This is a genomic window from Bacillus sp. FJAT-27245, from assembly GCF_001273955.1.
Taxonomy (GTDB): Bacteria; Bacillota; Bacilli; order Bacillales; family Cytobacillaceae; genus Bacillus_D.
On the sequence record NZ_LIGI01000001.1, the window covers coordinates 3,394,399 to 3,417,814 of the forward strand.

A 23,416-nucleotide genomic window follows, 5' to 3' on the forward strand; every position below is an offset into this window, starting at 1 on the left:
GAGAAGAATAAGCGAATGTTTAACGTCCGTGAATATATTCATAAAAGGACCAACGATGTTTACTTACTAAATCTAAGTTTTTCTCTAAAACCCTCCGTATCCGCCGCTTCGGCACCCTTCCCCCGCACCACTCATAAATATCATTTGTAGTTATTTTCCTCCCTGGGAACAAAACCTTGTATTCCCACACATGCCGCATAACAGCAGCATCAACAATTTCCCTTTCCCCACAAGCCCCACAAACACAATAATGACCCTCCACCCCGACCAAAGCGGACGCGCACCGCCCGCAGAAAAGCGCCTTTCGCAACCCGTCATACTCATAAGCCGGAACATTTGAATACCTCGACTCCACCTGGTGCAGGGAAACCAGGTGATCCGCAAGCTGATAGTGGCTTTTCGTCAACTTCGAAGTACGCGCGTCAAATTTTTTAAAAAAGCGATTTAACTGGGAGTGCATGAGCATCGACTTGTCACGAGGAGCATGGAACAAGGCAAATTCGGGGTTAATAAACACGGCGGTTGATTGTATTTGTGGAGAGTAGCCAAGCGAGTGGAGCATATTGCGCAGCTGCGAATCATTGCGGGCCATTTGAAGCAAGGGGTTCGTAACATCCACATCAGGCAGCCTGATAATCCGGTCATTCTTTGCATCATAGACATGGTCGCCATAGAAGTTTTTCACTTCAAACGGGTAAAGCCTTTCCGGCGCCAGGACGAGCGAATCGATTTGGAACGTCGTGTTGTTGAACTTGAAAAGCAAGTCGTTCAAGACGAGGCAATCACTTTGGAGCCGGCCGGTCCACTCATCAAACATCAGCTCCCCTTCAAACCCCTTCTTCTTATTCGCATAATAATTCGCATCCTTCTCTACCAAGCCCATCCTGACATCCAGCAGCCTCAGCGCAGTCAACTCACCAGGTTCCGTGCGCGGTTTGAACAGCATAATCCACAACCTCTCAAATTTTTTAGACACAATTCCATTTTACAAAAGTTCCCTGCCTATCCGCCGGGCAAATATGAATTTTTTGTAAAAAAAAGACCAGACACCGCGAATTGACGGTGCCTGGCACTTGTGTTACTTACGATATCAGTTTGGCTTATTTAATTGCCATCTGTAACAGGTTTTAAACTATTAAAAAACTATTCCAGTAAATCACGTTTCAACCAGGAAAAACCCAACGTTACATCAAGACTTTTAAAAACTTATCCAGTTTTACAACAACCGAAACCTTGCCAGGATGAACAACTCCAGGCGGTTTTATTATAACAGCGTATTAAAAGTCCGGAAAAAGTGGAGTTCTGCTAACCTACGCCTCCACTCCCACTCCAACCTTCAAAAACTCCCGGATCCGCCCGGCTGCTTCGGCGAGCCTTTCCGCTGGCTGGACGATGGCGATTCGGACGTACCCCTCGCCTTGCCTGCCGAACGCGTCGCCCGGAACGACCGCCACCCCGGCGTTGTCCAGCAGCTGGAACGCAAAATCACGGGACGTCCAGCCTTCCGGGATTTTTGCCCAGACAAACATCGTGGCCGGGGATGATGTTACCTGCCAGCCGCTTTTGTTCAGGCCTTCAATCAGCGTGTCCCGGCGGTGCTCGTAAATTTTCACCCGCTCGGCAAGGTCTTCATAATCCGAAGTGAGCGCCGCGGCGGCCGCTTTTTGGATCGGCAGGAAAATGCCATAGTCGATATGCGACTTGAACGCCGCGAGGATGCCGATCGCCTGCTCGTTCCCGACCGCGTAGCCAATTCGGCAGCCCGCCATGTTGAACGTTTTCGAAAGGGAGTTAAACTCGATGCCAACCTCTTTCGCACCCTCAACCGACATGAAACTGATTTGCGGATGGTTGTCAAAAATCAGTTCCGAATAGGCAAAATCGTGCAGGACGAGAATCCCATGTTCTTTTGCAAACGCGATGACTTTTTCAAAAAAGCGCTTGTCCGCCAAAGCGGGCACGGGATTCCCCGGATAGCTGAGGATCATCAGCTTCGCTTTCGCCAGAACCTCCGCCGGAATATCTTCGAGCACAGGAAGGAAATTGTTCTCCTCAAGCAGCGGCATCGGGTACGCCTCGGCCCCGGCAATCGTCACGCTCGCCTCATAAATCGGGTAGCCGGGGTCAGGCACCAGTACGTAATCACCCGGATTCACAAGTGCGAGCGCCAAGTGCGACAGCCCGTCCTGCGAACCCATTAGCTGCAAAACTTCCTTTTCCGCAATAATATCCGCGTTATAGCGCTGCTTGTAAAAATAGCTCACAGCCTCACTGAATTCCGCGGTCCCCTTTAGTGTGTAGCCGTAATTCAGCGGGTCGCTGCTGTACTTCGCTAACGTCTCCGTTACGAGCGGCGATGGCGGCAAATCAGGGCTTCCGACGCTTAGGTCAATCACATCCATGCCCTGTTTCATAAGCTCCTGCTTGCGGCTAGCCAAGGCATGAAAAATCCCTGATGGCAGCTTTTCCAATATCGTCGATGGTGAAATCTTCATATGTAACTCTCCTTAATATGGGAATTTATTATTGTAAAATAGGCCGCAATTGACAGTTAAGTGAATTTTAAAAATTATTTTAACAGTATAACACAGGATGTTTCAGTGTGCCGCTATAAATTTATTTGATTTTTGGGGATATTTTTACCAAAACAAAAATTGCTGAATTGCATTCTGGCTGGAAAGCTTGAGTAGTACGAGAGAAACCACGCGTCAAAACGGCTTCCTACGAAAAGGTTCATAAACGCCGGCTCGGTCCCGCACAGGAAAAAGGCGTATGGTTCCACCTACCATACGCCGCCTTACAAAGATGTCACCCGCCCCCGTATCCATCCGGATTGAGCTTCTGCCAGTTCCATACATCCCGGCACATTTCCTCGATCCCGCGTGCGGCGGACCAGCCGAGTTCCCTGTCCGCCTTTGACGGATCGGCATAGCAGATTGCAACGTCACCAGGCCTGCGATCGACAATCCGATACGGAATGCTCCTGCCTGTAGCCTTTTCGAAAGCGGTAATGAGCTCCAGGACGCTATTGCCCTTCCCGGTTCCGAGATTGTATGCCTCCACTCCCGTAGAAGACAGGACCTTCTCCAACGCTTTCACGTGTCCCCGTGCCAAATCAACAACGTGGATATAATCCCTAATCCCGGTTCCGTCGGCGGTCGGGTAGTCGTTGCCAAATACTTCGAGCGCATCCAATTTACCGGCCGCCACCCTGGTGATATAGGGCATCAGGTTTGCCGGAACGCCGCTGTTCGGGTCCTCCCCGATTAACCCGCTTGGATGCGCCCCCACTGGGTTAAAGTAACGCAGCAGCGCAATACTCCACTCCCCGTCAGCAGCATATAAGTCCTGCATAATCCTTTCGGCCATCAGTTTTGACCTGCCATATGGATTGGCGGCGCATAGCGTGGATTCCTCAGAAATCGGAACCCGTTCCGGCTTACCATAAACGGTGGCGGATGAACTGAAAACGAGATTTTTCACGCCGTACTTTTCCATGAGGGCCAAGAGATTCAGGGTGCCGGAAACGTTTGTTTTATAATAATGAAGCGGATCCCGGACAGATTCCCCGACAGCTTTTACCCCGGCAAGATGAATGACAGCGTCGACCGGATGGCTCATAAACACTTCCTCCAGCTGCCCCGGCTCGGTGAGGTCCGCCTCGAAAAACACAAACTCCTTCCCGGTAATCTCACGAATTCTTTTCAAAACTTTCTGTTTGCTGTTGGAAAAATTGTCGACAATCATAAGTTCGTAACCCTTTTCCAGCAGCTCCACGCACGAATGGCTCCCGATAAAACCCGCCCCGCCTGTAATCAAAATTGCCACCGAATTCCCCCCAAAACCAAACTACCTAAGTATATTCAGGCGGAAACAGGGCCATTCTTATAAACCGGCGCCTAATTTGAAACGAATTTAAATGGACACGATTTTGTTAGATAAAATTTAGAATTCACAAATTTAATGTGAGTTCCACATTCAATCGGCTAAATGAACTTATTCCGGACACAGTTACTTATTTTTACAACACGAATCATACCCTGTGCCGCAGCAAAATAAAATGTTCTGTACAGCTATCCATGTTGCTGAAAATGCTGGAGGACTGATGAAAATGGCGGGTGCGAAAAAGAAACGGTTATTGATTATTGTACTTTCAGGCATAATCGCCTTATTTCTGGCAGGTGGAAGCTATGCCTTCTCTGTTTACCATTCCTTATCCAAGGCGGCCGATACAATGCATGCGCCGATTGAACGCGTTAAATCGGAGAAACGGGTCGAACAGGTCACGATAGAGAAGCAGCAGCCGCTTTCCGTCCTCCTGCTTGGAGTTGATGAGCGCGAGGGAGACCGCGGCCGGACCGATAGTATGATCGTGCTGACCGTGAACCCGAACCTTGGCTCTGTGAAAATGGTCAGCATCCCCAGGGATACGAGGACTGTGATTGCCGGGCGGGACGGCGAGGACAAAATTAACCACGCCTACGCATTCGGCGGGGTCGAATTGGCGATGGAAACGGTCGAACGTTTTCTCGATATCCCGATTGACTATTATGTAAAAGTGAATATGGAAGGATTCAGCGGGTTGGTGGATGCGGTCGGCGGCGTCAGTGTCACGAATCCATTCGCGTTCACCTATGGAGAGGATCAATTTTCAACAGGGGAAATCACGCTCGACGGGGAGTCGGCGTTGAACTACACGCGGATGCGCTACGAGGACCCGAGAGGTGATTTCGGGCGCCAGGAAAGGCAGCGGGCCATCATCAAGGCCGTTCTCGACAAGGGTGCGTCCCTCTCATCGCTAACCAATTTTGATAAAATTTTCGCTGAACTCGGACAGTCGGTGAAAACAAATTTGTCTTTTGAACAGATGCTCGGCATCGCCGGGAAATATAGGGATGCAGCGAAAAACATCGAGCAGCTGGAGTTGAACGGAACCGGCACGAAAATCAATTCAATTTACTACTACCTCGTCACAGACGGAGAAAAACAGCGAGTCCAAATGGAACTGAAACAGCACCTCGAACTCTAAAAAGAAGGCAGGGTCGGGTACTGAATTTAGCGCCCTTACAAATTCAAGATTTCGACATTTTTCGGGTGATGACAGGCACTGTTCGCATTTCTTCCCCCAAAAAAACGGGGCGGTCAGCTTGTGCTGTCCGCCCCACCCTTAACTATTTTCAGTAAAAATTCGCGATGCATTTGACGGCGTCGAGCCGCGCTTTGCTTGGTGTTTCGTAGTTTACTTTTTTCGGGTCGCGCTTGACGAACTGGCCAGCGCCAACACGGAGTTCGTCTTTTTTAAACCCATAAATTCTATACACTTCGCCTTTTTTCAGCGTTCTCACAAACTTGCCGTCATTGGACAGAAGAGGCGTATCCTCAAGGATGGTCAAACGGCCAAGGAGACCCGGTACCAATTCCCACTTATACTTGTCCCAGTAAATTTTCTGGCCCTTGTGGTACTGCAAACAAGGCGTGCACACAGGCTTCGTCACGTACGCGGATGAAATGTACCCTGGTTTGTTATCCAATGTCCTGACCGGAATCCAGACAAACTGGTTCTGGTTTGCTGAATTATCGTACACGAAATCCCCGGTAACCGTCAGCGATGAGAATTTCCCGAGCGGTTTCACCCTCGCGGAACCCGTCCCAGGCCCTGATCTCAAAACACCAATGTCAATGGTCGTCGCAACCTTATCCCCTTTATTATAAAAATAAGCGGATGGATGGACTGGCCCGTCAACCGTATAAGCCATTTTCGGGAACTTTATGTTCGCCGGACTTTGCGGATCATAGTCAAAATCACTCACCTTGAACTCAGGCTTGACCAATTTAGCGCCGTTAAGCAGGCTGTCTATTTCAATATTCCTGAACACTTTTTCCTGGTAGGCTTCTAAATTCGGCTTCCCAGTGTCCTTTTTAATCGGGCTGTTCACCGGCTTCGTCCCATTGTACGCCATGACCGCGAAATACCAGCTTTCGATGTCACGCCGAGTGGTGTTCGTTATTTTCGGAAGATCCGGTCTGGCGTACATTTCCGCCAGAATCTCCACTCCCTTTTCAATATTGTAATACACATCATTTTTCAAGCTTTCCTGGTCCAAATTCGGCTTGTCGGTAATCTGCATGATGCCGATTCCGCCATCCCATGAAATGACCGGCTCCCCGTTCGCATCGAACTGCTCCCATTTTCCGTTTTCCTGCCTTGCCACCGCCTTCACCACTTCAGGCGGGACGTCGTTCGCAATCGCCGCGCTCGTCAGCAGGCAGTTCGCGTGTTGGAAGGACGGGTTCTCATTCGGCTTCAACGCGCCGAATTTAGAGCACTTCGAGACCCACCCCGGCTGCTCGGCTGCGGAAGCATTTCCGTGATACAACCCAAGGGCTAGTAGTGTCAGGACCGCTGTCTTCAATAGTGTTTTCAATCTCCACTGCTCCAATCTTTTAGTCTCATAAACTATCTTTTAATCTATCATACCTAAAAATACCAGAAAATCCAAATCCCTATCCTCTGCTTACCTCCCGCGAAGCTTCTCAATATCCTGTTTAAGAATTTGATTTTCCTTTATTAACACACTCTCAATATAAAAATAATCTTTCATAATCAAGTCCATAAGCGCATCTACGTCAGCAGGGTCATACCCGCGAATCATCTTCCTTTTAAATTCCTTATCGTTGATTTGCCTCGCCCTTAACAGAAGGTTTGCATTGCCTTTTTGCTGAAGCTCGGGCAGTTCTCTTTCAATAATCGTATTAAGGAACTTTTCAGAATACGAATAGGTCAGTAAAATTGAAGCACCCTCCGCATTTTCCATTATCAATTCAATAACAGTCAATTCATTTACATACTCTGTACTTAGGCTTTGAGTGTAAATATGTGTAGCAGAAAACCCCTGTCCTAGCTTCTTTTCATAGGCTTTGGCCAGCTTTGGGAATTTCCCAATCGCCAAATCAATCATGTCCTGGATCACGCAAACCTCCTAGCAATCTCTTAGTTCGTATCATGACACACTCGCAGGCCAGCCTACCACTGGGGAATTAGACCAGAAACCCAAGGAAAACCACCATAAATACCTCTTTCCAGCCAGGAAGTCTAGGTGATCCTCCCGCTATCCCAAAACTGAAGGGTGGCCGGGTCAATTTTATCCGGATTAATGCCGATTGGGGCGATATTAATGCCGATTGGGACACTATTAATGCCGATTCCGCTGATAATAATGCCTAATTCCACAATAATAATGCCAAACTAGCTATTATTTATGCCTGACGCAATAAAAGCGGCCCCTCGATCAGGACCGCCTGCAAAATTACCCATATCATCACGTTCAATTTTCAAAAAATGCCACCACAATCTACTCCTCAAAAACCACCAAATGATCATAAACGCGCCAGCCCGCCTTCGTTTTCAATAAACAGATCGTCGTCGTTTGGTTGCCGCTCATCTCATTCAGATGGTACTGCGAAACGAACAAATACTCCACGCCGTCCTTCTGATAGCGCACCACTGAAGGCTTCTTCGGATTGTACTCCAGCTCCCAGTCGAGCGGATACAGCGCCAAGCCCCAAATCTCCGTCTCAATCACATGGAACAGCTGATTCCCGCGGCTATCCTTCCCATCCGTCCGGAACTGCTGCTTGAAATACCGGTCCACAAACTCCCGCGTAAACGCCTGCTCCATAATCGAGTAAACCTGCGCCTTCGTGTAGCTCTTCTCCCACGAAACCCGCATTACAGCATCCGCCCTATCTGTAATCTTCCGCGCTTCCGCCTCCGCCATCGGCATGTAGACGCGCACATAATCGTCCAACACATAGCCGGTCTGCTTCCCGTATTTAATCTGCACCCAGCCGTTCTTCACCGCGGCAACCGGCACGCTCACCTTGTTCTTCAGCGTTCCAATCTTCTTGTACTTCAGCCCCGGCCCGCTCCGCACATTCAGCACGCCGCTCTTAATCTCCACAACCCCCGTCTGCCCCGCCGCCATAGCCTCCGTATGGCCCAATGGCGCAAAAAGCCCCAAAACAAAAACCGCCAGCACCAACCCTTTTAAGACCGCTTTTTTGAAAATTGGCCAACGCCCCCATTCCCGCGCCCGTACCCCACACCCGAACGCACCATTTTCAACTCACATACCCCAACTATATGCAAAAAACCCAAAAATGAGAAAATCGTCCCAAAGGTAGAACAGCCCTATATTTTTTTCATGAAACAGTAAATTGAATTTTGTTTTTTAAATTGATATTTTCAGAAAGAACGAGGAAAATAACCGCGGATCCAAAAAAAGAATCCAATCGAGGTAATCACTAAATTCAAGGCAACCTCCCAAAAATCCTCCACCACAATCTCAAACAAACCCAAAAATAAAACCACAAAATTCGCCAACAAATGAAAGGTGCCAGGCACCCGACTGGGACGTTTTTGTCCCACGTCGGTGCCTGGCACCAATTGTAAACACCCGACCGTCGGAAAAAGAAGGAATTTACCGAATATTGTAGAAATTAGGTTGAGTACGGTTATTTTTGAAGGGGGATGTATTGATGAGAGTGTTGGTTTCTTTTTTTAACCGCATTATGCAGCGGTATTTGCCCGACCCGTTTTTGTTTGTTGTGATTTTGACGTTTGTGGTGTTTGTATTGGGGCTTATTTTTACGGACAACGGGCCTTACCAGATGGTGCAGCATTGGGGTAATGGCTTCTGGAGCCTGCTGGCCTTTTCCATGCAAATGGTCCTTGTCCTTGTGACCGGCCACGTGTTGGCTAGCAGCCATATTTTTAAAAAAGGATTGGGCGCGCTCGCATCGACCGCAAAGTCACCGGGCCAGGCAATCCTTATTGTTACTTTGGTTTCCATGATTGCCAGCTTGATTAACTGGGGATTCGGGCTCGTCATCGGCGCCCTTTTTGCAAAGGAGCTTGCCCGCAAGGTTAAAAACGTCGATTACCGGCTGTTAATTGCAAGCGCTTACAGCGGATTTATAGTTTGGCACGGCGGAATTTCCGGCTCCATTCCGCTCACTATCGCGACTCCGGGCCATTTCTCCGAGAATATGATTGGCGTGATTCCAACCGAAAAGACGATTTTCGCGGGCTTTAACCTTGCGATCGTCGCAGCGCTTTTGCTCGTCCTGCCATTCGTCAACAGATTCATGATGCCAAGAAAGGAAGAGACGATCACGGTCGACCCGGCACTACTTGAGGAACCGGCCTATGCCGTCACCATTGAAAAAACGGCCATGACCCCTGCCGACCGGATGGAAAACAGCCGCATCATCTCGTTCCTGATCGGCATTTTCGGACTCGTTTTCCTATTCTATTATCTCGCAACAATTGGCTTCAAACTCAATCTTGATATCGTCAACTTCTTGTTCCTGTTCCTAGGAATCCTTTTCCACGGAACGCCGAGGAAGTTCCTTGAAGCAGTCATCAACGCGGTGAAAGGCGCAAGCGGCATCATCGTCCAGTTCCCGTTCTACGCCGGAATCATGGGCATGATGACCGTATCCGGTCTTGCTGCCGTCATGTCGAAAGGCTTCGTGGCGATTTCCAACGAGTACACGTTCCACTTCTTCACATTCCTGAGCGCCGGACTCGTGAACTTTTTCGTCCCATCCGGCGGCGGCCAGTGGGCAGTCCAGGCCCCGGTCATGCTCAAAGCCGCGCAGGCTTTAGACGTGTCCATCCCGAAAACCGCGATGGCCGTCGCATGGGGTGACGCATGGACAAACCTGATCCAGCCATTCTGGGCACTCCCAGCCCTCGCCATCGCCGGCCTAAAGGCGAAAGACATCATGGGCTACTGCGTTCTGACCCTCCTCGTCAGCGGCGCGATTATATCGCTTGGGTTCTTGATATTATAATCCGGCGAAATCGGCATGCATTTATAAAAAAATGCAAGAGGATGGCATAACATGGCCATCCTTTTCTTTGGCTTGTACATTGGAATGTACCACCAACCTAGGATTAGAACTGAAGCAGTATTGCATCGCCGCCAATGTGGAGGCAATTTCGGACTTAATTACAGGGGAAACGCGCAAACCTGCCCGAAGCCAACAATACTTTACATTTTTAATTGCTTGGTGAAACACAGGATACGCCACAAGCTTCTTTTCTAAAAAAGAATTTGCTTGACAGACAGGCTTCCTTTCCAGCATAATGACAATTAAAACTTTGGAAAATTCGAAAAATGCATAGCAAGAAGCGTAACGGCAGTTAGTGATTTTGAAGTTTAGAGCACGTGGCTGTTACTAATTTTGATATTCAAAAACTGTATAGAGCAGAGCGTTGAGTAAGGCCAGTAGATGGAATACGGCGAAAGAGAGCGGGGCCCACCGGCTGAAAGGTTCCGCAGCCCTCTGGACCATTGAACCTACCTTATGAGCTGCCAGGCAAACCTGGCCGCGTGTCCGGCGATAGTGGATTTGAGTGAGCCCTTTTGTGGAAAATGGTGCGTAGCGCGGGATTTGCTGTCCTTGTGCGTTGTCCGCTTTTCCGAAAAATAGGGGTCAATAAAGGTGGTACCACGGAAGAATGGCCTTTCGTCCTTTGCGGATGAAGGGCCTTTTTGTATTTTTTAAAAAAGGAGGCGGTTCCGGTGAGGAAGATTGTGTTTGTTGGTGCGGGTTCGATGGCGGAGGCGTTGATTGCGGGGATTGCGGCGAATGGGCTGGTTGATGCGGCGGACATTTGGGTGACGAACAGGCGTGACGGGGAGCGCCTCAACGTTTTGCGGGGAAAATATGGCGTGACGGTTACGTACGATAAGGAGGCTTTGTTCGAGGGTGCGGACGCGGTGGTTTTGGCGATGAAACCGAAGGACGCGATGGCCGGGCTTGAGAACGTGATGCCGTATCTGACGGGAGGAATACTGGTTATTTCGGTGCTGGCGGGGCTTTCGATCGGGACGATTGAGCGGATGGCGGATAAGGAGCTCGCGATTGTGCGGGCGATGCCGAACACTTCGGCGGCGATTGGAAAATCGGCTACTGGGCTTGCGTTCAACTCGCTTGTTTCCGGAGAGCAAGCTGACCAGGCTAAGGCGCTGTTTGAAACCGTCGGGCTTGCGGCGTTTGTTGAGGAAAGCCAGCTCGATGCGGTGACGGGATTGTCAGGAAGCGGCCCGGCGTATATTTACTACCTTGTCGAAGCGATGGAGAACAGCGCTTCAGAAATCGGGCTCGAACGGGATTTGGCCAAGGAGCTCATCGTCCAGACGCTGCTCGGCGCGGCGGAAATGCTCAGGAAGTCCGACAAGCCTTCGCGCCAGCTGCGGCATGAGGTCACGAGCCCTGGCGGGACTACCGAAGCGGGCATCCGGGTGCTTGAAAACAACCAGGTGCACGACTCGCTCATCCACTGCATCAAGGAGGCCACCGCGCAATCCAAAAAGCTCGGGAATATGCTCAGCCGTGAATTCGGCGCCGGGTGAGGTACGGGTTGCGGCCGGGGAACGTGGGACGGGAGGCAGGGAACGTTTCCTCCACCTCACCCATGATGATTTTTTTCAAAAAAACGGGCCCGCCAAGCCATTGGGTTGGCGAGCCTTTACTCCATTACATTCATAAAGAGCCTGTGTCGTTTAGTAACTCTTTGATAATTTTCATATCCTCTTCGTACTCGACTTGGTTGTCGTACATGTTCTCATAGACGACCGTTTCGGAAGGCGTTTCGAGCTTGAGCTGCACCTGCAAGTTTTGGCTGGCGCCCGTTGCGCTGTCTTCATCGGCGATGGCCATCCCATCCGGGCGAATTTCCTTTTCGTTAAAATGAATAACAGGTTGCCCTTTTGTCTCATTTACACGCGCGACAAATTCGGGAAGCGACACATTGTCTGACATGAAATCACCCCTTTTTAACGTTTTACCTTTCTAGCCTTTAACTAAAACGTCAATTTTATGTCGGAGAGTGCGATAGTGTGTTTTTGCACACTGAAAAGCCGTCGGGGCCTAGCGCTCGAATGAGCCAGCTTTTGTGATGGATTAGGTTAGCGATCTTTAACTTGAAATGGAGTTGGAAGGAATGAGTACCTCTAAAGTAAGCATTAAAAGCCCGATTCCAATTTTGCGTATTTTTGATGAGGAAAAAGCGAAAGAGTTTTATTTAACATTTTTGGAATTTAAGGTGGATTGGGAGCATCGATTTGAAGAGGATTTCCCTTTGTACATGCAAGTATCATATGGAAATTGCATTCTTCACCTTACTGAGCACCACGGGGATTGCTGTCCCGGGGCTGCAATCAGAATTGAAGTCGAAAACTTGGATCTCCTCCACTCAAACCTTATTTCCAAGCATTACAAATTTGCCCGTCCCGGCATCGAAACAACCCCCTGGCATACGCGGGAGGTCCGTGTTGGAGACCCATTCGGCAATCGAATTGTTTTCTATGAGAATGTTGGAAGGTAACGGGCCTGTCCAATCGGAAAATTCGGTTTCGGTTGTCAGAATAAGAACGGATATCTGACAACCATAGGCGAAAATCCAATTCGGGTTGTCAGAATAAACCCGGATATCCGACAACCGCAGGCGTAAACCAGGTTGGCTTGTCAGAAAAAAAATCGGATATCTGACTATTACGGGTTCGGATTAGGAGCACATAAACTCATTTAGAACATCAATTGTTGGTCCAAATCGCATATGATTTGGACCTATTATTTTTGTTAAAATAATAAGTTTTTTTACATTTTGGCGTAACAATTCGAACTGAAATTAGCACGCTTTTTAACAGGGTGACAACAGCTAATGCCACACGTCTGAAACGAATTCCCAAAATAATTGCCAATTTAATTACTGAATTTCAAGCCCGGCGGCAACTTATGTCAAAACAACCTGAAAAGGATGTATTTTATTTAGGATATACACTTTTATGGTAGTATGAGAATAGGGATTTTCTTACAAAGGGGAACGAATATGAATATCAGCCGAACAAACGATTTTGAATTAGTGGCTAAATTGAATAAATATGTTCACGATTTACACGCAAATTTATACCCTGAGTATTTCAAAGAATATAATTTTGAGGAAATTAAGACTTTCTTTCAAAAGATTATTGATAAAGAGGAATTCTATTTCCTTCTATTGGAGGACTATGACCAATCTTTAGGTTATGCTTGGATCGAGGTAAGAAATTATCCCGATAATGCCTTTAAAAAATCATATAAATCGGTATATGTGCATCAAATAAGTATCGCAGAGAGCCAAAGAAAAAAAGGATACGGTTCTGAATTGATGAACGAAATTACGGATATTGCAAAAGAAAACGGCATTAATAAGATTGAATTAGACTATTGGTTCAATAACGAAATAGCAAAGAACTTTTATAAGAAGAATGAATTTGTGAAATATCGAGAGTTTGTCTACAAAGACATTTAATTCTAATGCTAATTCATTTGTTAAATAATAAAAAAAAGAGGTACGAATTGCACCTCTTTTTTTGCTAATTAAAGTTTTGTACTTCAAAACCGAACCCGTTAATCTCACAACCATAGGCTAATATCCAATTCGGTTGTCAGAATATGACCGGTAGTGACAATCACAGGAGATTATCAGTGGAGCAGTTTTCAACTGTATAAAAATCAAAGTATCAGCCCCCCCTCCAACTTTCCCATTCCTCCCCATTTTCACTCCCCAAACTTCGCCCGGTAGTGCGCCAAAGCCAACAGCGGGAAGATGTAGCGGTAGCTGTGGTAGTGGATGTAGAAGTCGCCTGCCATCCCCTGCCCTTTTGGGTACTCCTCCGTCCAGTTCGTCGACTCCAGATTCTCTAGCAAATACCGAATTCCGGCATTGATTTCCTCGGTCGGCCTCCCGCGCCCTGCCAGTGCAATGAGTGCGTCGACCGCCCACGCTGTATGGACGAGCGTGCTCGCACCTAACGGATCATATTTTCCTGCACTATCACTCAGGCACGATTCTCCCCAGCCGCCGTCCTCATTTTGAATCCCCTTTAGCCAGCCAGCAGCCCTCGACAAAMCCTTCTCTGATGGAAAAATTCCCGCCGCACGCAGCCCCGTTACCGCCGCCCACGTCCCGTAAATGTAGCAAATCCCCCACCGTCCGTACCACGAACCGTCCTTTTCCTGGTTCCGCTCAAGCCAGCGGACCCCTTTCTTCACCGCTGGATCGCTTTTCGGCAGCGACGTATAATTGCACAAAAACTCAAGCGTCCTTCCCGTCAAATCAGCGGAAGTCGGGTCTGTTAAAAGAAACTCCCCCTTCTGAACCGGCAAAAGCGTCAGCAGCTTGCTGTTCGTATTTTTTTCAAAAGCCGGCCACCCGCCATCGTCGTTTTGCATGGACAATACCCAGCGAACCCCGCGCTCCCAGGCACCAGAGTAATCCGGCTTTGATGCCCCTTCACCTAAACCCGAAACCTGTCCGATTCCAGTCCCAGTTATGTGGCCTGGACCGTAATGAGAATACGGACTGGCCCAGGAACCTGTTACAGTCCCAAAACCGCCGCCACCACTCCTATCACCGCCCCCCACACTCCACGAAATCGCCCGCAGCGCCGCCGTCGTATCATCCACATCCGGCTGGATTGTATTGCTGTCCGCGAACCCCCACCCGCCTGGCGACGCATCACGGTTATGCACAACCCAATCCCCATACCGGTGATGCTGCCGGCTAAGCAAATACCCATTCGCCCGCGCCACCATCGGATCCCCAGCCGGAACCCCCGCCTCCTGCAGCGCATAGCTCGCCAGCGCCGTATTCCACACGGAAGCCGTCGTATACTGCACATGCAAATGCCCATCCACCACCGTCCCCATCCCAGCCAAACCCCGTACCGCCGCCAAAATCACCGGATCATCCTTCTTAAAACCCAAAGCCAGCAGCGCCAAAACCATCAACACCGTCGAACTGAAATACCCCAACAGCGTCCCATCCGCCTCAACCCGGTTCAGCATATAATTCTTCGCCCGCACCAGTGCAAGCCGGTGAACCTCCTCCGGCAGGCCGACAAGAGTTTGTAGGCCACTTTTCAAAAAAGACCCAAGAGACCGCCATGAATCCGCATCCCGGAAAAACTCATTCTCCCCGTTCTCCCGCCCCAACAAATCCGACAAATCCGGGCTCCGCTCCGTCCTCACCTGAAACTTCCGGTCCGCAAGAATTAGAATCGGGGCAAGATTCGCCCTTCCGAACACCGAAAAGCTATAGAAATTCACCGGAAACGACAGCGGCAGCAGCATCATCTCAAGCGGGAACGGAAAGAACCGCGGCCACTCCATCTGGCCCGTCGCCGCAAGCATCACCTTCGTGAACAAATGAGCCTTCCCGATCCCGCCATTCTCCACAACATACCGCCTCGCCGCCGCAAGCCGCTCATCCCCTTTATCCAAAAGCCCCGAATAAAGCAACGCGTAATAAGCCTCCAGCGTCGCGCTCACATTCCCGTCGCCCTCATCGTAAAAAAGCTTCCACGCACCGTTCCGTTCCTGCCGGCTCAAAATCCGCTCCGCAAGCTGCCTGATGAACTTTTCATCATCAATCCCAAGCGACCTTAATAAAATAATCATATAACAATCCGTCATTACCCCAGTCTCAAACGGATACTCCCACGACCCGCGCGGCGACTGGTCCTGCCGCAGCCGCCCAACCAGCCGCCGAATCCCTTCCCCAACACTCATCACCCTCGGCCTCCCCCCGCAAATTCCCTACCAAATACATATTCACCAGCAAGCCGAACAATTCGCGAGAGGCGGTGGCTCGAATGTTTTGGAACATTTTTTTGAATAATCGGCCCACGCTCCCGGGCCATCTTTTAAAACTGAAAAAAGACCTTAAGAAAACGAAGAAACTGCACGCCAAACTTCCTCCGCACGAAACGCGAATCGTCCAGGACATTGCGGGTCGCACGAGCGGGCTAAACCTGAACAACATCACCCGCACAAAGGCGTATCTTGATTTCTATGTACGGTTCCCCGAAATCCATTGGGCGTTTTTGGCGCATATGGTGTCGCGGAATGGCGGCTGGAGCATGACTGATTTGAAAGGTGGTTTGGTCGGGAGGCTGCTTACGAAGAACGAGGCGGAGTCATTTTTCGCGTTTTTGGAGCGGGCAAACTGGCTGATTTTCCAGGATGCGTTTCCGCAGCTTCTTTTATATGAGGAAAGCCGAAAGCGCGGCCAGAGCCTTTTTCACCTGCTGCCGCATTTGGGCATTTCGGCGTTTATGGAGCCAATTTGGAATTACTTTTGGAAGGAGAAGGACCGATATACTTTGGCGGCGGCCCTTATTGTTAACGAGCAAAACTATTTGGAAGCCCGCGTTTTGCAGAATCCTGCTTTTCAAAAGAACGTCTTCAATTCGCTCGAATTCCTGCTCCAGGACGTACTGTCGATGAACCACATCCTGTTCCCCTTTGAGTATGATGGCCAAACGGAACTCGCCGGACTGACCGTCCACCAATTCGAAAGCCTCGGCGAACGAATTTCAATAGGAAAGAAATTATACCGGATTCTTTTTGGGGACGAGGAGCGGTTGAACCTTGTGAAGGAATGGGCGTTGAGGAACCCGCATTCCGGCTCGCGCAAGGGCTACTGGCCGCACTTGTTCAATGATGTCGAAGAATTCACGCCGGGAAGCGAACTGAAACCACGGATTTTCTCCTGCCGTCTCGCCCCGCGCGCAGCAAGGATTTTCAGCCCAAGGCTCGAGTACGCCTGGCCAAACCAACAGCACCCAACCGCCGAAACCGGCGACTGGTTCACCGACTGGAAAGCAATCTACCACCTTGTCGAGTCTGCCGAAATAATTGACGGAGAAATCAAACAAGACTACTGCACTACCCTCCAACACCTCGACCTGGCCGCCATCACCAAAAAAGCCCTCCTCGAATGAAACAGGGGACGTATCTTTTGCTTCATTCGATTCTCGAATGAAGCGGAATGAAGCGGGGGACGTACCTTCTGTTTCATCCGGCTCTCGAATGAAGCGGGGGACGTACCTTCTGCTTCAGCCAGACACAGATAGCATCCCCCCAAAACCCACTATCCCTTTAAAAAATGAAACAGTGGACCCGTCCCCCGCTTCACTGTTCGCATCCCCTCCACCACACCAAAGAAAGCCGCACCCAGGCGGCTTTCTCCCAATTCTACGTAATGTTTTATTTGCTCAACGCGGCTACGTCTTTTCTGACAACATCGTACAGCCCGGCGCCAATGATATCAAGCGCTGATTTCATGCGCTCAGCCGAAACGTTGTCGGCGATTGTATCCTGTGGCGTGTGGTAAACTTTCTCGATGTGGTACACGAGCGGATCCCAGCTGTCGATGCCCATCCAGATGAACAGCGCCGCAGGAATGCCCGCGCGGTGGAACGGCACGTGGTCACTTGACCCGAACGTCCCCGGCAGAATATCCGAGTTCCCCAAACGCGCGCCAGCCGCTTCAACCGAATCTGTAACGAGATTCTTGCTGCCGTCCGGAGTCATCGCATACAAATTCTTCGCCTTATCGTAATTGGTGGCAACCATGTCGGCGTTGAAAACTCCCTCAATGTTCGCCTTCTCCTCGGCAGACAGCTGGTTCACGTAATGGTATGCCCCAAGCAATCCGCGCTCCTCGGAACCAAACGCGATAAACTTCATTTCCTTATCCGTGTTGTACCCTTTGAAAACGCGGGCAAGCTCAAGCACCAACCCGACGCCAGACGCATTGTCATTCGCACCCGGAGCGCCGACCACGCTGTCATGGTGCGCACTGAGAATCACTTGCTTTGTATCCTTATTTTTCATCTTTGGAGCTTTTGTCGCAATCACATTCACAGACTGCAGGTTGGAAAAATGCTCCGCTGCCAAGGTCACTTTAACTGGCCCTTTCGCCGCTTGTTCCTTCAGCCACTCTCCTTGGATAAAAGCCGCCCCAAAAACCGGGACATCCACTTTGGAAGCTAGGCTAGGGTTGAATGCCTGACCATAATTCCCGCGGCTCCCGACGAGACTTTGCAGGATGACGGCAGATGCGCCCTTGCTGATTGCGTTGTTCACCTGAGTACGGTAATCAGCTGTGGTCGCTTCCCTGGCCATCACAACAATTTTTCCGGCAGTATCAGCCGGGAAGTCGCTCAAGTTCTTCCCGCCATTTACGAAAAGAACCTCCCCGGTAACCCCATCCTTGCTGATTTTTCCGTTAGGCGCGGCGCCCATCTGCCACGACTTGCCGTCCTCGAACGAAACAGTCGCTATGTACTGGTCCGCTACCGGGAAGTATTGGTACTCAACATCATACCCGTAACCCTTCAACACGTCACCAATGTACTTGGCCGACTTCTTTTCGGCTTCAAGCCCACCCGGACGCGGTCCGATCTCTTCCGACAGATAGCGGACATGCTCAATCGCCCGATCCGCATCGACCCGGGCAACAACCTTCTGATCCTGCGCATAACCCGATTTTCCAGGACTCGCTTCAGATGCAAGAACCCCCGCCGATCCGAACACCATCGACAACGCCAGCAACGACGAAGCAACTTTCAATCCTCTCTTACGATACGACATAATAACCCTCCCAAGTTTGGGCCTACCAGTCTATTAAAATTTCTAGCACCTGATAATACTAGTAAGCCACTATTTTCAACACCTCTATCGTATTTCAAAAAGCAAAACCTCCACAAGCTACCAAGTTACCAAATATTCAAAATATTATTTCTTTTACTAGGACTTAAATGCTAATCATTTCTAACCAAAGAATCCCCAATAAAATCCATAAAGAAGAAGGCGCATCCCTTCTGAAACCTTTCAAAACCTAATTTTGAGTACAGAAAAATCTGCCACTCAATACATCCCCAATTAAAATGACACCGTGAAACAAGAAAATTCGGGTGGTGCCTGTTCCCATTTTTCAGCTGTGAAACTCTTCGTGAAACAAGGTATTTCAGGGAGTGACAGGCCCCGTTCGCATTTCTGCACGATCCCCAAAAAAGGAGGCCTGCTACCCAATCGCAGGCCTCCTTTCACTATTCAATAATCCTATTAATCTTCTCCTGATCCGAGAGCATAACTCCATATAGCACGCCAGGCATGTTGTAGCGGTATTCCTCCCCTGCCAGGCTGTACGTAAAAATTGGTGTGATCATCGTAAAATCATACTCCGTCTCTCCGAAACCCTTAACCTTAATATGCCCAGTCTCACCAGGCCGTATTTTATAACCATCTGCAAACTCATGCGAGATCTCTCCCGATAAATCTTCAATCTCCAACCCGGCCGTTTCCTGTCCAGACGTATTTTTAAGCTGCACATCCAAACCAGCCGACGGATACGCTGCCGTATAGCTCCCTGTTGGCACAAAATGTCCCTTCTCGAAACCAGAACCGTTTTGCACGGCCAGCTCCCCAAATCTGTAGGTCGCCGTCTTCCCATTGCCGAACCAAATCTTCAGTTTATTTTCCCGCTCCAGTTCATCGCCCACGACCCGCGCCGTCACCCTGAAGTTCACCAATTTGTATCCCTTGTGGACCATCCCGGCATCCACTTTAAAGTCCACAACCTCGATACTCGGATTCGCAAACCGGACAGAGGTTACCAATTCTTCCAGATTCACATTCTTTTCCCTAACTTCCTGAACCGCAAAGAGATTCAACACTGCTCCATTTTCATCATCGATCACATAGCTGATGAAATTGTCCGCAAACTCAAGCCTGATTTCTCTATCCTTGCTAAACGCGGGATTGCCCGCCACCATCATTGCCACAACCAAAAGCGCCGCCACAGCAAAATACAGAAACAACAACCTCTTTCTTATAAACATGCCATCCCCCTCATGCGCTTTTAAAAAAATTCATTACCTATATATTACTCACAAAACTTCTAAATCCTTCCAACAAAACGGTTTTTTATAAAAAAAGCTCCCCCACCGGGTTTTCGTAAAAAACCCCATAGAGCAGCTACCTGTAAAAAATCTATCAACACTAAATGAACAACATTATGCTCCTTGCTTCCCCCTGCTAGGTCTCTAATCCAGTGAAGTGCTAAATCCACCCTACTGCCCGTGAGACAAGATTTTTCGGGTGGGTCTGTTCGCATATCCCACTGTGAAACACATTTGTGAAACAAGAAAATTCGAGGCGTGACAGGTACTGTTCGCATTTTCTCCAATTCCCTCTCCCCATCCGTTACTGTGCAAGGACGTGGAGGCAGAAATCCAGGTCGGCTTGGAGGTGTTCTTTCATGAGGCGTTCGGCTTCGTCGGCTTGGCGGTTGAGGATAGCTTCATAAATGTATTGATGTTCATCGATGAGGAATGGTCGGTTGTGGTAGACAACCGTTTTCCTGAATAGGTAGATGATTGCCTGCATCCGTTCAATCGTGTCGACCATGACCGGGTTGTTCGTCGAGCGGACGATGATGTCGTGAAAGCTTTCGTTCGCTTTCATAATTTCGTCCGGCGTTCCGGTCCTGCCCACCCGCACACACTCCTCAAGCTTTTTTAAATCCATTTCACCCATGTAGGTTGCCGCCGATTTCGCTGCAAACCCTTCAAGCAAAATCCTCACCTGGAACAAATTCCGCAAATCCGTTTCCGTCGGATTCACGACCCGCTTTTGCTTGACGAGCCCTTCCTGCTCAAGCCGGCGAATCGACTCGCGGATCGGCGTCCGGCTCACGCCCAATTCCTGCGCCAGCTTCTCCTCGGTCAATTTTGTCCCCCGCTCAAGCTCCCCGTGCAGGATTTTATCCCGTAAATATTCATATGTCTGCAAATATGCATGCTGCTGCGTTTTTTTCATCATCGTATCGACTCTCCTACTTTATTGTTGAGTCCATTTTTTTCAAGGCACCTTGGATTTTTAGTGAAAAGTTCCCTTTTTTTAAAAAAACTCACCACTTCCGGCCAGCTTTCTTCTAAAGTATAGAACGACCACCTGCCAATATAAAGCAAAAACTTTTTGTATACAAATAAAAAATAATTGTATACAAAATTAATATAATTGTGTACAATCAGTGACAAGAAGCAAAATGAAAGCGTTTTACAACATAGAAGGAGGAGTTTTTATGAAGCTGGGATTTATCGGTCTCGGAATCATGGGAAAGCCAATGACACTCAATCTTTTGCGTGGCGGGTACGAGGTAACCGTCTTTGACATTAACGAGGAGGCTGTCCAACAGCTCGCCAAACAAGGCGCAAAACCTGCAGCGACCCCAATGGAAGTCGGCCAGAACAGCAACATCATCTTCACAATGCTGCCAAACGGTGGCCATGTAAAAAGCGTCGTCCTCGGTGAAAGCGGTGTCATCCACGGGGCAAAGGAAGGCGCCATCGTTGTCGACATGAGCTCCATCTCTCCTGTCGCATCAAAGGAAATCGCAGACGCACTTGCTGAAAAAGGCCTCGAAATGATTGACGCACCTGTAAGCGGCGGCGAACCGAAAGCCATCGATGGCACGCTCGCAATCATGGCAGGCGGGAAGGAAGAAACTTTCAGCAAGGTCAAACCTGCTCTTGAAAAAATGGGCAAGGACATCACCCTCGTCGGCGACAACGGATGCGGCGCAACCGCGAAACTTGCGAACCAGATTATGGTGAACGTCAACATCGCGGCCATGTCCGAAGCGCTCATCCTCGCCGCCAAGGCCGGGATCGACATCCGGAAAATGTACGAAGCAATCCGCGGCGGCCTTGCCGGGAGCGCTGTCCTCGACACGAAGGTTCCGCTCATCCTTGAGCGCAATTTCGTCGCCGGCGGGCGTATCGACATTAACGCCAAAGACCTGACCAATGTCATGGATACCGCGCACGCGCTCGGCGTCCCGCTTCCGCTTACTAGCCAGGTGCTCGAAATGTTCCACTCGATGAAGGCTGACGGCAAAGCGGCCGATGACCACGGCGGCCTCGTCCAGTTTTACGAAAAGCTGGCCAATTTTCAAATAAAGGGCGATCAACATGACGAAGCCTAGAGAAATCCAACAAGAAATGAACATGGCGAATCTGAGAAATACCCATGAAGAATCCACCATGATTATGCCAAGAAACATTCATGAAGTCCTTGCCTCCATCCCTGCCGTCAGCCAGCAAAACGTCCAGGAGGCTTGGGCAAAAGTAAGGCCCGGATTCACCCATAAAATCATCGTTCTCGACGACGACCCGACCGGCGTCCAGACCGTCCACGGCGTTTCCGTCTACACCGACTGGAACGAGGACACGATCGAGCAAGGTTTCCGCGAAGAAAMCCAGATGTTCTTCATCCTGACGAACTCACGGGCGTTCACCGCCGACGAAACCCGCACGGTCCACGCCGAAATCGCCGAACGGGCCGAAAAGGCTGCAAAGAAATTCAACAGGCCGTACATCCTGATCAGCCGCGGCGACTCAACCCTCCGCGGGCACTATCCGCTCGAAACCGAAGTGCTAAAGGAGACGATCGAACAATCCGCCAACACGAAAATCGACGGTGAAGTGCTTCTTCCGTTCTTTAAAGAAGGCGGCCGACTCACCATCGACAACATCCATTACGTCCTGCAAAACGACACGCTCGTTCCGGCGGGCGAAACCGAATTCGCCAGGGACCGCACGTTCGGCTACCGTTCAAGCCACCTCGGCGCCTGGATCGAGGAGAAAACGGAAGGCCGCTACAAGAAGGAAGACATCCTTTACATTTCGCTCGACAGCCTGCGCAACATGGAGCTCGATGCGATTGCCGCTCAACTAATGCAAGTTCGTGATTTTGGGAAAATTGTGGTCAACGCCGTCGAGGAAGAAGATGTCAGAGTGTTTGCGACCGCACTCATCACAGCGCTCCAAAACGGCAAACGGTTCACCTTCCGTACAGCGGCTGCATTTACAAAAGTGATCGGAGACATCAGCTCGCGACCGCTCCTTACCCGGGAAGAGCTGATCACCGAAGATGCCGCTACTGGCGGCCTTGTCATCGTCGGTTCGCACGTTCAAAAAACGACCGACCAGCTGAATGAGCTGCGGAAAGTCGATTCGCTTCACTTCATCGAGTTTGACGCGCATCTTGTTTTAGATGAGGGAGCATTCCGAGAAGAAACCGAGCGCGTCCGCCTTGAAGCAGAAAAAATGGTGGCGGCGGGCAAATCAACGGTTATTTTTACAAAAAGAAAGCGCCTCGACCTTGGCGAGGGGATGGAGGAAGAGGAGCTGAAGCTGTCGGTGAAAATTTCCGACGCGGTCACGAGCATCGTCCGCGACTTCTCCATCCGCCCGAATTACTTAATCGCCAAAGGGGGCATCACCTCAAGCGATGTCGGCACAAAAGGGCTCTGCGTCAAGCGCGCGACCGTCGCCGGCCAAATCGCCCCGGGAATCCCGGTATGGAAAACGGGCGAGGAAAGCACCTTCCCGTTCATTCCATACGTAATTTTCCCAGGAAATGTCGGTGCTGTCTCGACCTTGAAGGACGTCGTGTTAACGTTAGAGGGGAAATGATTTACTCACGGCAGTTACCGGATTTACGGAAA

The 23,416-nt window shown here is 49.8% G+C and carries 20 protein-coding genes; 8 read left to right on the plus strand and 12 right to left on the minus strand.

Annotation, left to right across the window (positions count from 1 at the left end; translation table 11 throughout):
- Positions 1-19 precede the first annotated feature (19 nt).
- From ADU24_RS16735 to galE, 3 genes are all read right to left on the minus strand, one after another.
- Complete coding sequence (locus tag ADU24_RS16735) at positions 20-946, minus strand: nuclease-related domain-containing protein (protein WP_053367688.1); 927 nt, start codon at positions 944-946, stop codon at positions 20-22.
- A gap of 364 nt (positions 947-1,310) precedes the next feature.
- A complete protein-coding gene (locus ADU24_RS16740; protein WP_053367689.1) occupies positions 1,311-2,495 on the minus strand; it encodes an LL-diaminopimelate aminotransferase in 1,185 nt (394 codons plus the stop codon).
- A gap of 313 nt (positions 2,496-2,808) precedes the next feature.
- Positions 2,809-3,828, minus strand: a complete 1,020-nt coding sequence (galE, locus tag ADU24_RS16745; RefSeq protein WP_053367690.1) for a UDP-glucose 4-epimerase GalE — start codon at positions 3,826-3,828, stop codon at positions 2,809-2,811.
- Positions 3,829-4,105: 277 nt separating this feature from the next.
- Here galE and ADU24_RS16750 point away from each other — a divergent pair, with 277 nt between their 5' ends.
- Positions 4,106-5,029, plus strand: a complete 924-nt coding sequence (locus ADU24_RS16750) for an LCP family glycopolymer transferase (RefSeq protein WP_053367691.1) — start codon at positions 4,106-4,108, stop codon at positions 5,027-5,029.
- 148 nt (positions 5,030-5,177) lie between these two features.
- Here ADU24_RS16750 and ADU24_RS16755 read toward each other — a convergent pair whose 3' ends face one another.
- The 4 genes from ADU24_RS16755 to ADU24_RS16765 form a co-directional block, all read right to left on the minus strand.
- Complete coding sequence (locus tag ADU24_RS16755) at positions 5,178-6,425, minus strand: transglycosylase SLT domain-containing protein (protein ID WP_082306952.1); 1,248 nt, start codon at positions 6,423-6,425, stop codon at positions 5,178-5,180.
- A 90-nt stretch (positions 6,426-6,515) separates the two neighbouring features.
- Entirely contained in the window at positions 6,516-6,971 is a 456-nt protein-coding gene (locus ADU24_RS16760; protein WP_053367692.1) for a DivIVA domain-containing protein, read from the minus strand.
- Positions 6,972-7,093: 122 nt separating this feature from the next.
- Entirely contained in the window at positions 7,094-7,231 is a 138-nt protein-coding gene (locus tag ADU24_RS23110; RefSeq protein WP_156324610.1) for a hypothetical protein, read from the minus strand.
- 121 nt (positions 7,232-7,352) lie between these two features.
- Positions 7,353-8,021 carry an SH3 domain-containing protein gene (locus ADU24_RS16765; RefSeq protein WP_053367693.1) on the minus strand — a complete coding sequence of 223 codons (669 nt, stop codon included), beginning with the start codon at positions 8,019-8,021 and terminating at the stop codon, positions 7,353-7,355.
- A 517-nt stretch (positions 8,022-8,538) separates the two neighbouring features.
- Between ADU24_RS16765 and ADU24_RS16770 the strand changes: the two genes are divergently transcribed.
- Positions 8,539-9,858, plus strand: a complete 1,320-nt coding sequence (locus ADU24_RS16770) for a short-chain fatty acid transporter (protein ID WP_053367694.1) — start codon at positions 8,539-8,541, stop codon at positions 9,856-9,858.
- Between the two features lie 734 nt (positions 9,859-10,592).
- On the plus strand, positions 10,593-11,426 hold the full coding sequence (gene proC, locus ADU24_RS16775; protein ID WP_053367695.1) for a pyrroline-5-carboxylate reductase: 834 nt from the start codon (positions 10,593-10,595) through the stop codon (positions 11,424-11,426).
- Between the two features lie 130 nt (positions 11,427-11,556).
- Here the strand turns inward: proC and ADU24_RS16780 are convergent, their stop codons facing one another.
- Positions 11,557-11,835 carry a hypothetical protein gene (locus tag ADU24_RS16780; protein ID WP_053367696.1) on the minus strand — a complete coding sequence of 93 codons (279 nt, stop codon included), beginning with the start codon at positions 11,833-11,835 and terminating at the stop codon, positions 11,557-11,559.
- A gap of 181 nt (positions 11,836-12,016) precedes the next feature.
- On the opposite strand from ADU24_RS16780, the gene ADU24_RS16785 reads away from it, so the two are divergent.
- Entirely contained in the window at positions 12,017-12,400 is a 384-nt protein-coding gene (locus ADU24_RS16785) for a glyoxalase superfamily protein (RefSeq protein ID WP_053367697.1), read from the plus strand.
- A gap of 504 nt (positions 12,401-12,904) precedes the next feature.
- Positions 12,905-13,366, plus strand: coding sequence for a GNAT family N-acetyltransferase (locus ADU24_RS16790; protein ID WP_053367698.1), 462 nt, complete (start codon positions 12,905-12,907; stop codon positions 13,364-13,366).
- Between the two features lie 248 nt (positions 13,367-13,614).
- On the opposite strand, the gene ADU24_RS16795 is transcribed toward ADU24_RS16790, so the two are convergent.
- The gene (locus ADU24_RS16795) at positions 13,615-15,627 is read right to left on the minus strand and encodes a terpene cyclase/mutase family protein (protein ID WP_053367699.1); all 2,013 of its coding nucleotides are present in this window, start codon (positions 15,625-15,627) and stop codon (positions 13,615-13,617) included.
- An 83-nt stretch (positions 15,628-15,710) separates the two neighbouring features.
- Between ADU24_RS16795 and ADU24_RS16800 the strand changes: the two genes are divergently transcribed.
- Positions 15,711-16,841, plus strand: coding sequence for a DUF2515 domain-containing protein (locus ADU24_RS16800; RefSeq protein ID WP_053367700.1), 1,131 nt, complete (start codon positions 15,711-15,713; stop codon positions 16,839-16,841).
- A gap of 265 nt (positions 16,842-17,106) precedes the next feature.
- Here ADU24_RS16800 and ADU24_RS16805 read toward each other — a convergent pair whose 3' ends face one another.
- The 3 genes from ADU24_RS16805 to ADU24_RS16820 all read right to left on the minus strand — a co-directional run bounded on the left by ADU24_RS16805 (position 17,107) and on the right by ADU24_RS16820 (position 20,727).
- The gene (locus ADU24_RS16805; RefSeq protein ID WP_053367701.1) at positions 17,107-18,495 is read right to left on the minus strand and encodes a M28 family peptidase; all 1,389 of its coding nucleotides are present in this window, start codon (positions 18,493-18,495) and stop codon (positions 17,107-17,109) included.
- Between the two features lie 458 nt (positions 18,496-18,953).
- Complete coding sequence (locus ADU24_RS16810) at positions 18,954-19,745, minus strand: hypothetical protein (protein WP_053367702.1); 792 nt, start codon at positions 19,743-19,745, stop codon at positions 18,954-18,956.
- Between the two features lie 364 nt (positions 19,746-20,109).
- On the minus strand, positions 20,110-20,727 hold the full coding sequence (locus ADU24_RS16820; RefSeq protein ID WP_053367704.1) for a GntR family transcriptional regulator: 618 nt from the start codon (positions 20,725-20,727) through the stop codon (positions 20,110-20,112).
- 262 nt (positions 20,728-20,989) lie between these two features.
- On the opposite strand from ADU24_RS16820, the gene garR reads away from it, so the two are divergent.
- Positions 20,990-21,892 (plus strand): 2-hydroxy-3-oxopropionate reductase, encoded by a 903-nt coding sequence (gene garR / locus ADU24_RS16825; RefSeq protein WP_053367705.1) that lies wholly within the window; start codon positions 20,990-20,992, stop codon positions 21,890-21,892.
- Between the two features lie 58 nt (positions 21,893-21,950).
- Entirely contained in the window at positions 21,951-23,384 is a 1,434-nt protein-coding gene (locus tag ADU24_RS16830; RefSeq protein WP_053368978.1) for a four-carbon acid sugar kinase family protein, read from the plus strand.
- Positions 23,385-23,416: the final 32 nt, after the last annotated feature.

Excerpts from the sequence above, each read along its gene's own strand:
- ADU24_RS16735 (WP_053367688.1), bottom strand. The coding sequence starts at position 946 with ATGCTGTTCAAACCGCGCACGGAACCTGGTGAGTTGACTGCGCTGAGG.
- ADU24_RS16780 (WP_053367696.1), bottom strand. The coding sequence starts at position 11,835 with ATGTCAGACAATGTGTCGCTTCCCGAATTTGTCGCGCGTGTAAATGAG.
- ADU24_RS16805 (WP_053367701.1), bottom strand. The coding sequence starts at position 18,495 with ATGTCGTATCGTAAGAGAGGATTGAAAGTTGCTTCGTCGTTGCTGGCG.
- ADU24_RS16770 (WP_053367694.1), top strand. The coding sequence starts at position 8,539 with ATGAGAGTGTTGGTTTCTTTTTTTAACCGCATTATGCAGCGGTATTTG.
- garR (WP_053367705.1), top strand. The coding sequence starts at position 20,990 with ATGAAGCTGGGATTTATCGGTCTCGGAATCATGGGAAAGCCAATGACA.
- ADU24_RS16740 (WP_053367689.1), bottom strand. The coding sequence starts at position 2,495 with ATGAAGATTTCACCATCGACGATATTGGAAAAGCTGCCATCAGGGATT.
- ADU24_RS16800 (WP_053367700.1), top strand. The coding sequence starts at position 15,711 with ATGTTTTGGAACATTTTTTTGAATAATCGGCCCACGCTCCCGGGCCAT.
- ADU24_RS16785 (WP_053367697.1), top strand. The coding sequence starts at position 12,017 with ATGAGTACCTCTAAAGTAAGCATTAAAAGCCCGATTCCAATTTTGCGT.
- ADU24_RS16810 (WP_053367702.1), bottom strand. The coding sequence starts at position 19,745 with ATGTTTATAAGAAAGAGGTTGTTGTTTCTGTATTTTGCTGTGGCGGCG.
- ADU24_RS16820 (WP_053367704.1), bottom strand. The coding sequence starts at position 20,727 with ATGATGAAAAAAACGCAGCAGCATGCATATTTGCAGACATATGAATAT.
- ADU24_RS16750 (WP_053367691.1), top strand. The coding sequence starts at position 4,106 with ATGAAAATGGCGGGTGCGAAAAAGAAACGGTTATTGATTATTGTACTT.
- ADU24_RS16790 (WP_053367698.1), top strand. The coding sequence starts at position 12,905 with ATGAATATCAGCCGAACAAACGATTTTGAATTAGTGGCTAAATTGAAT.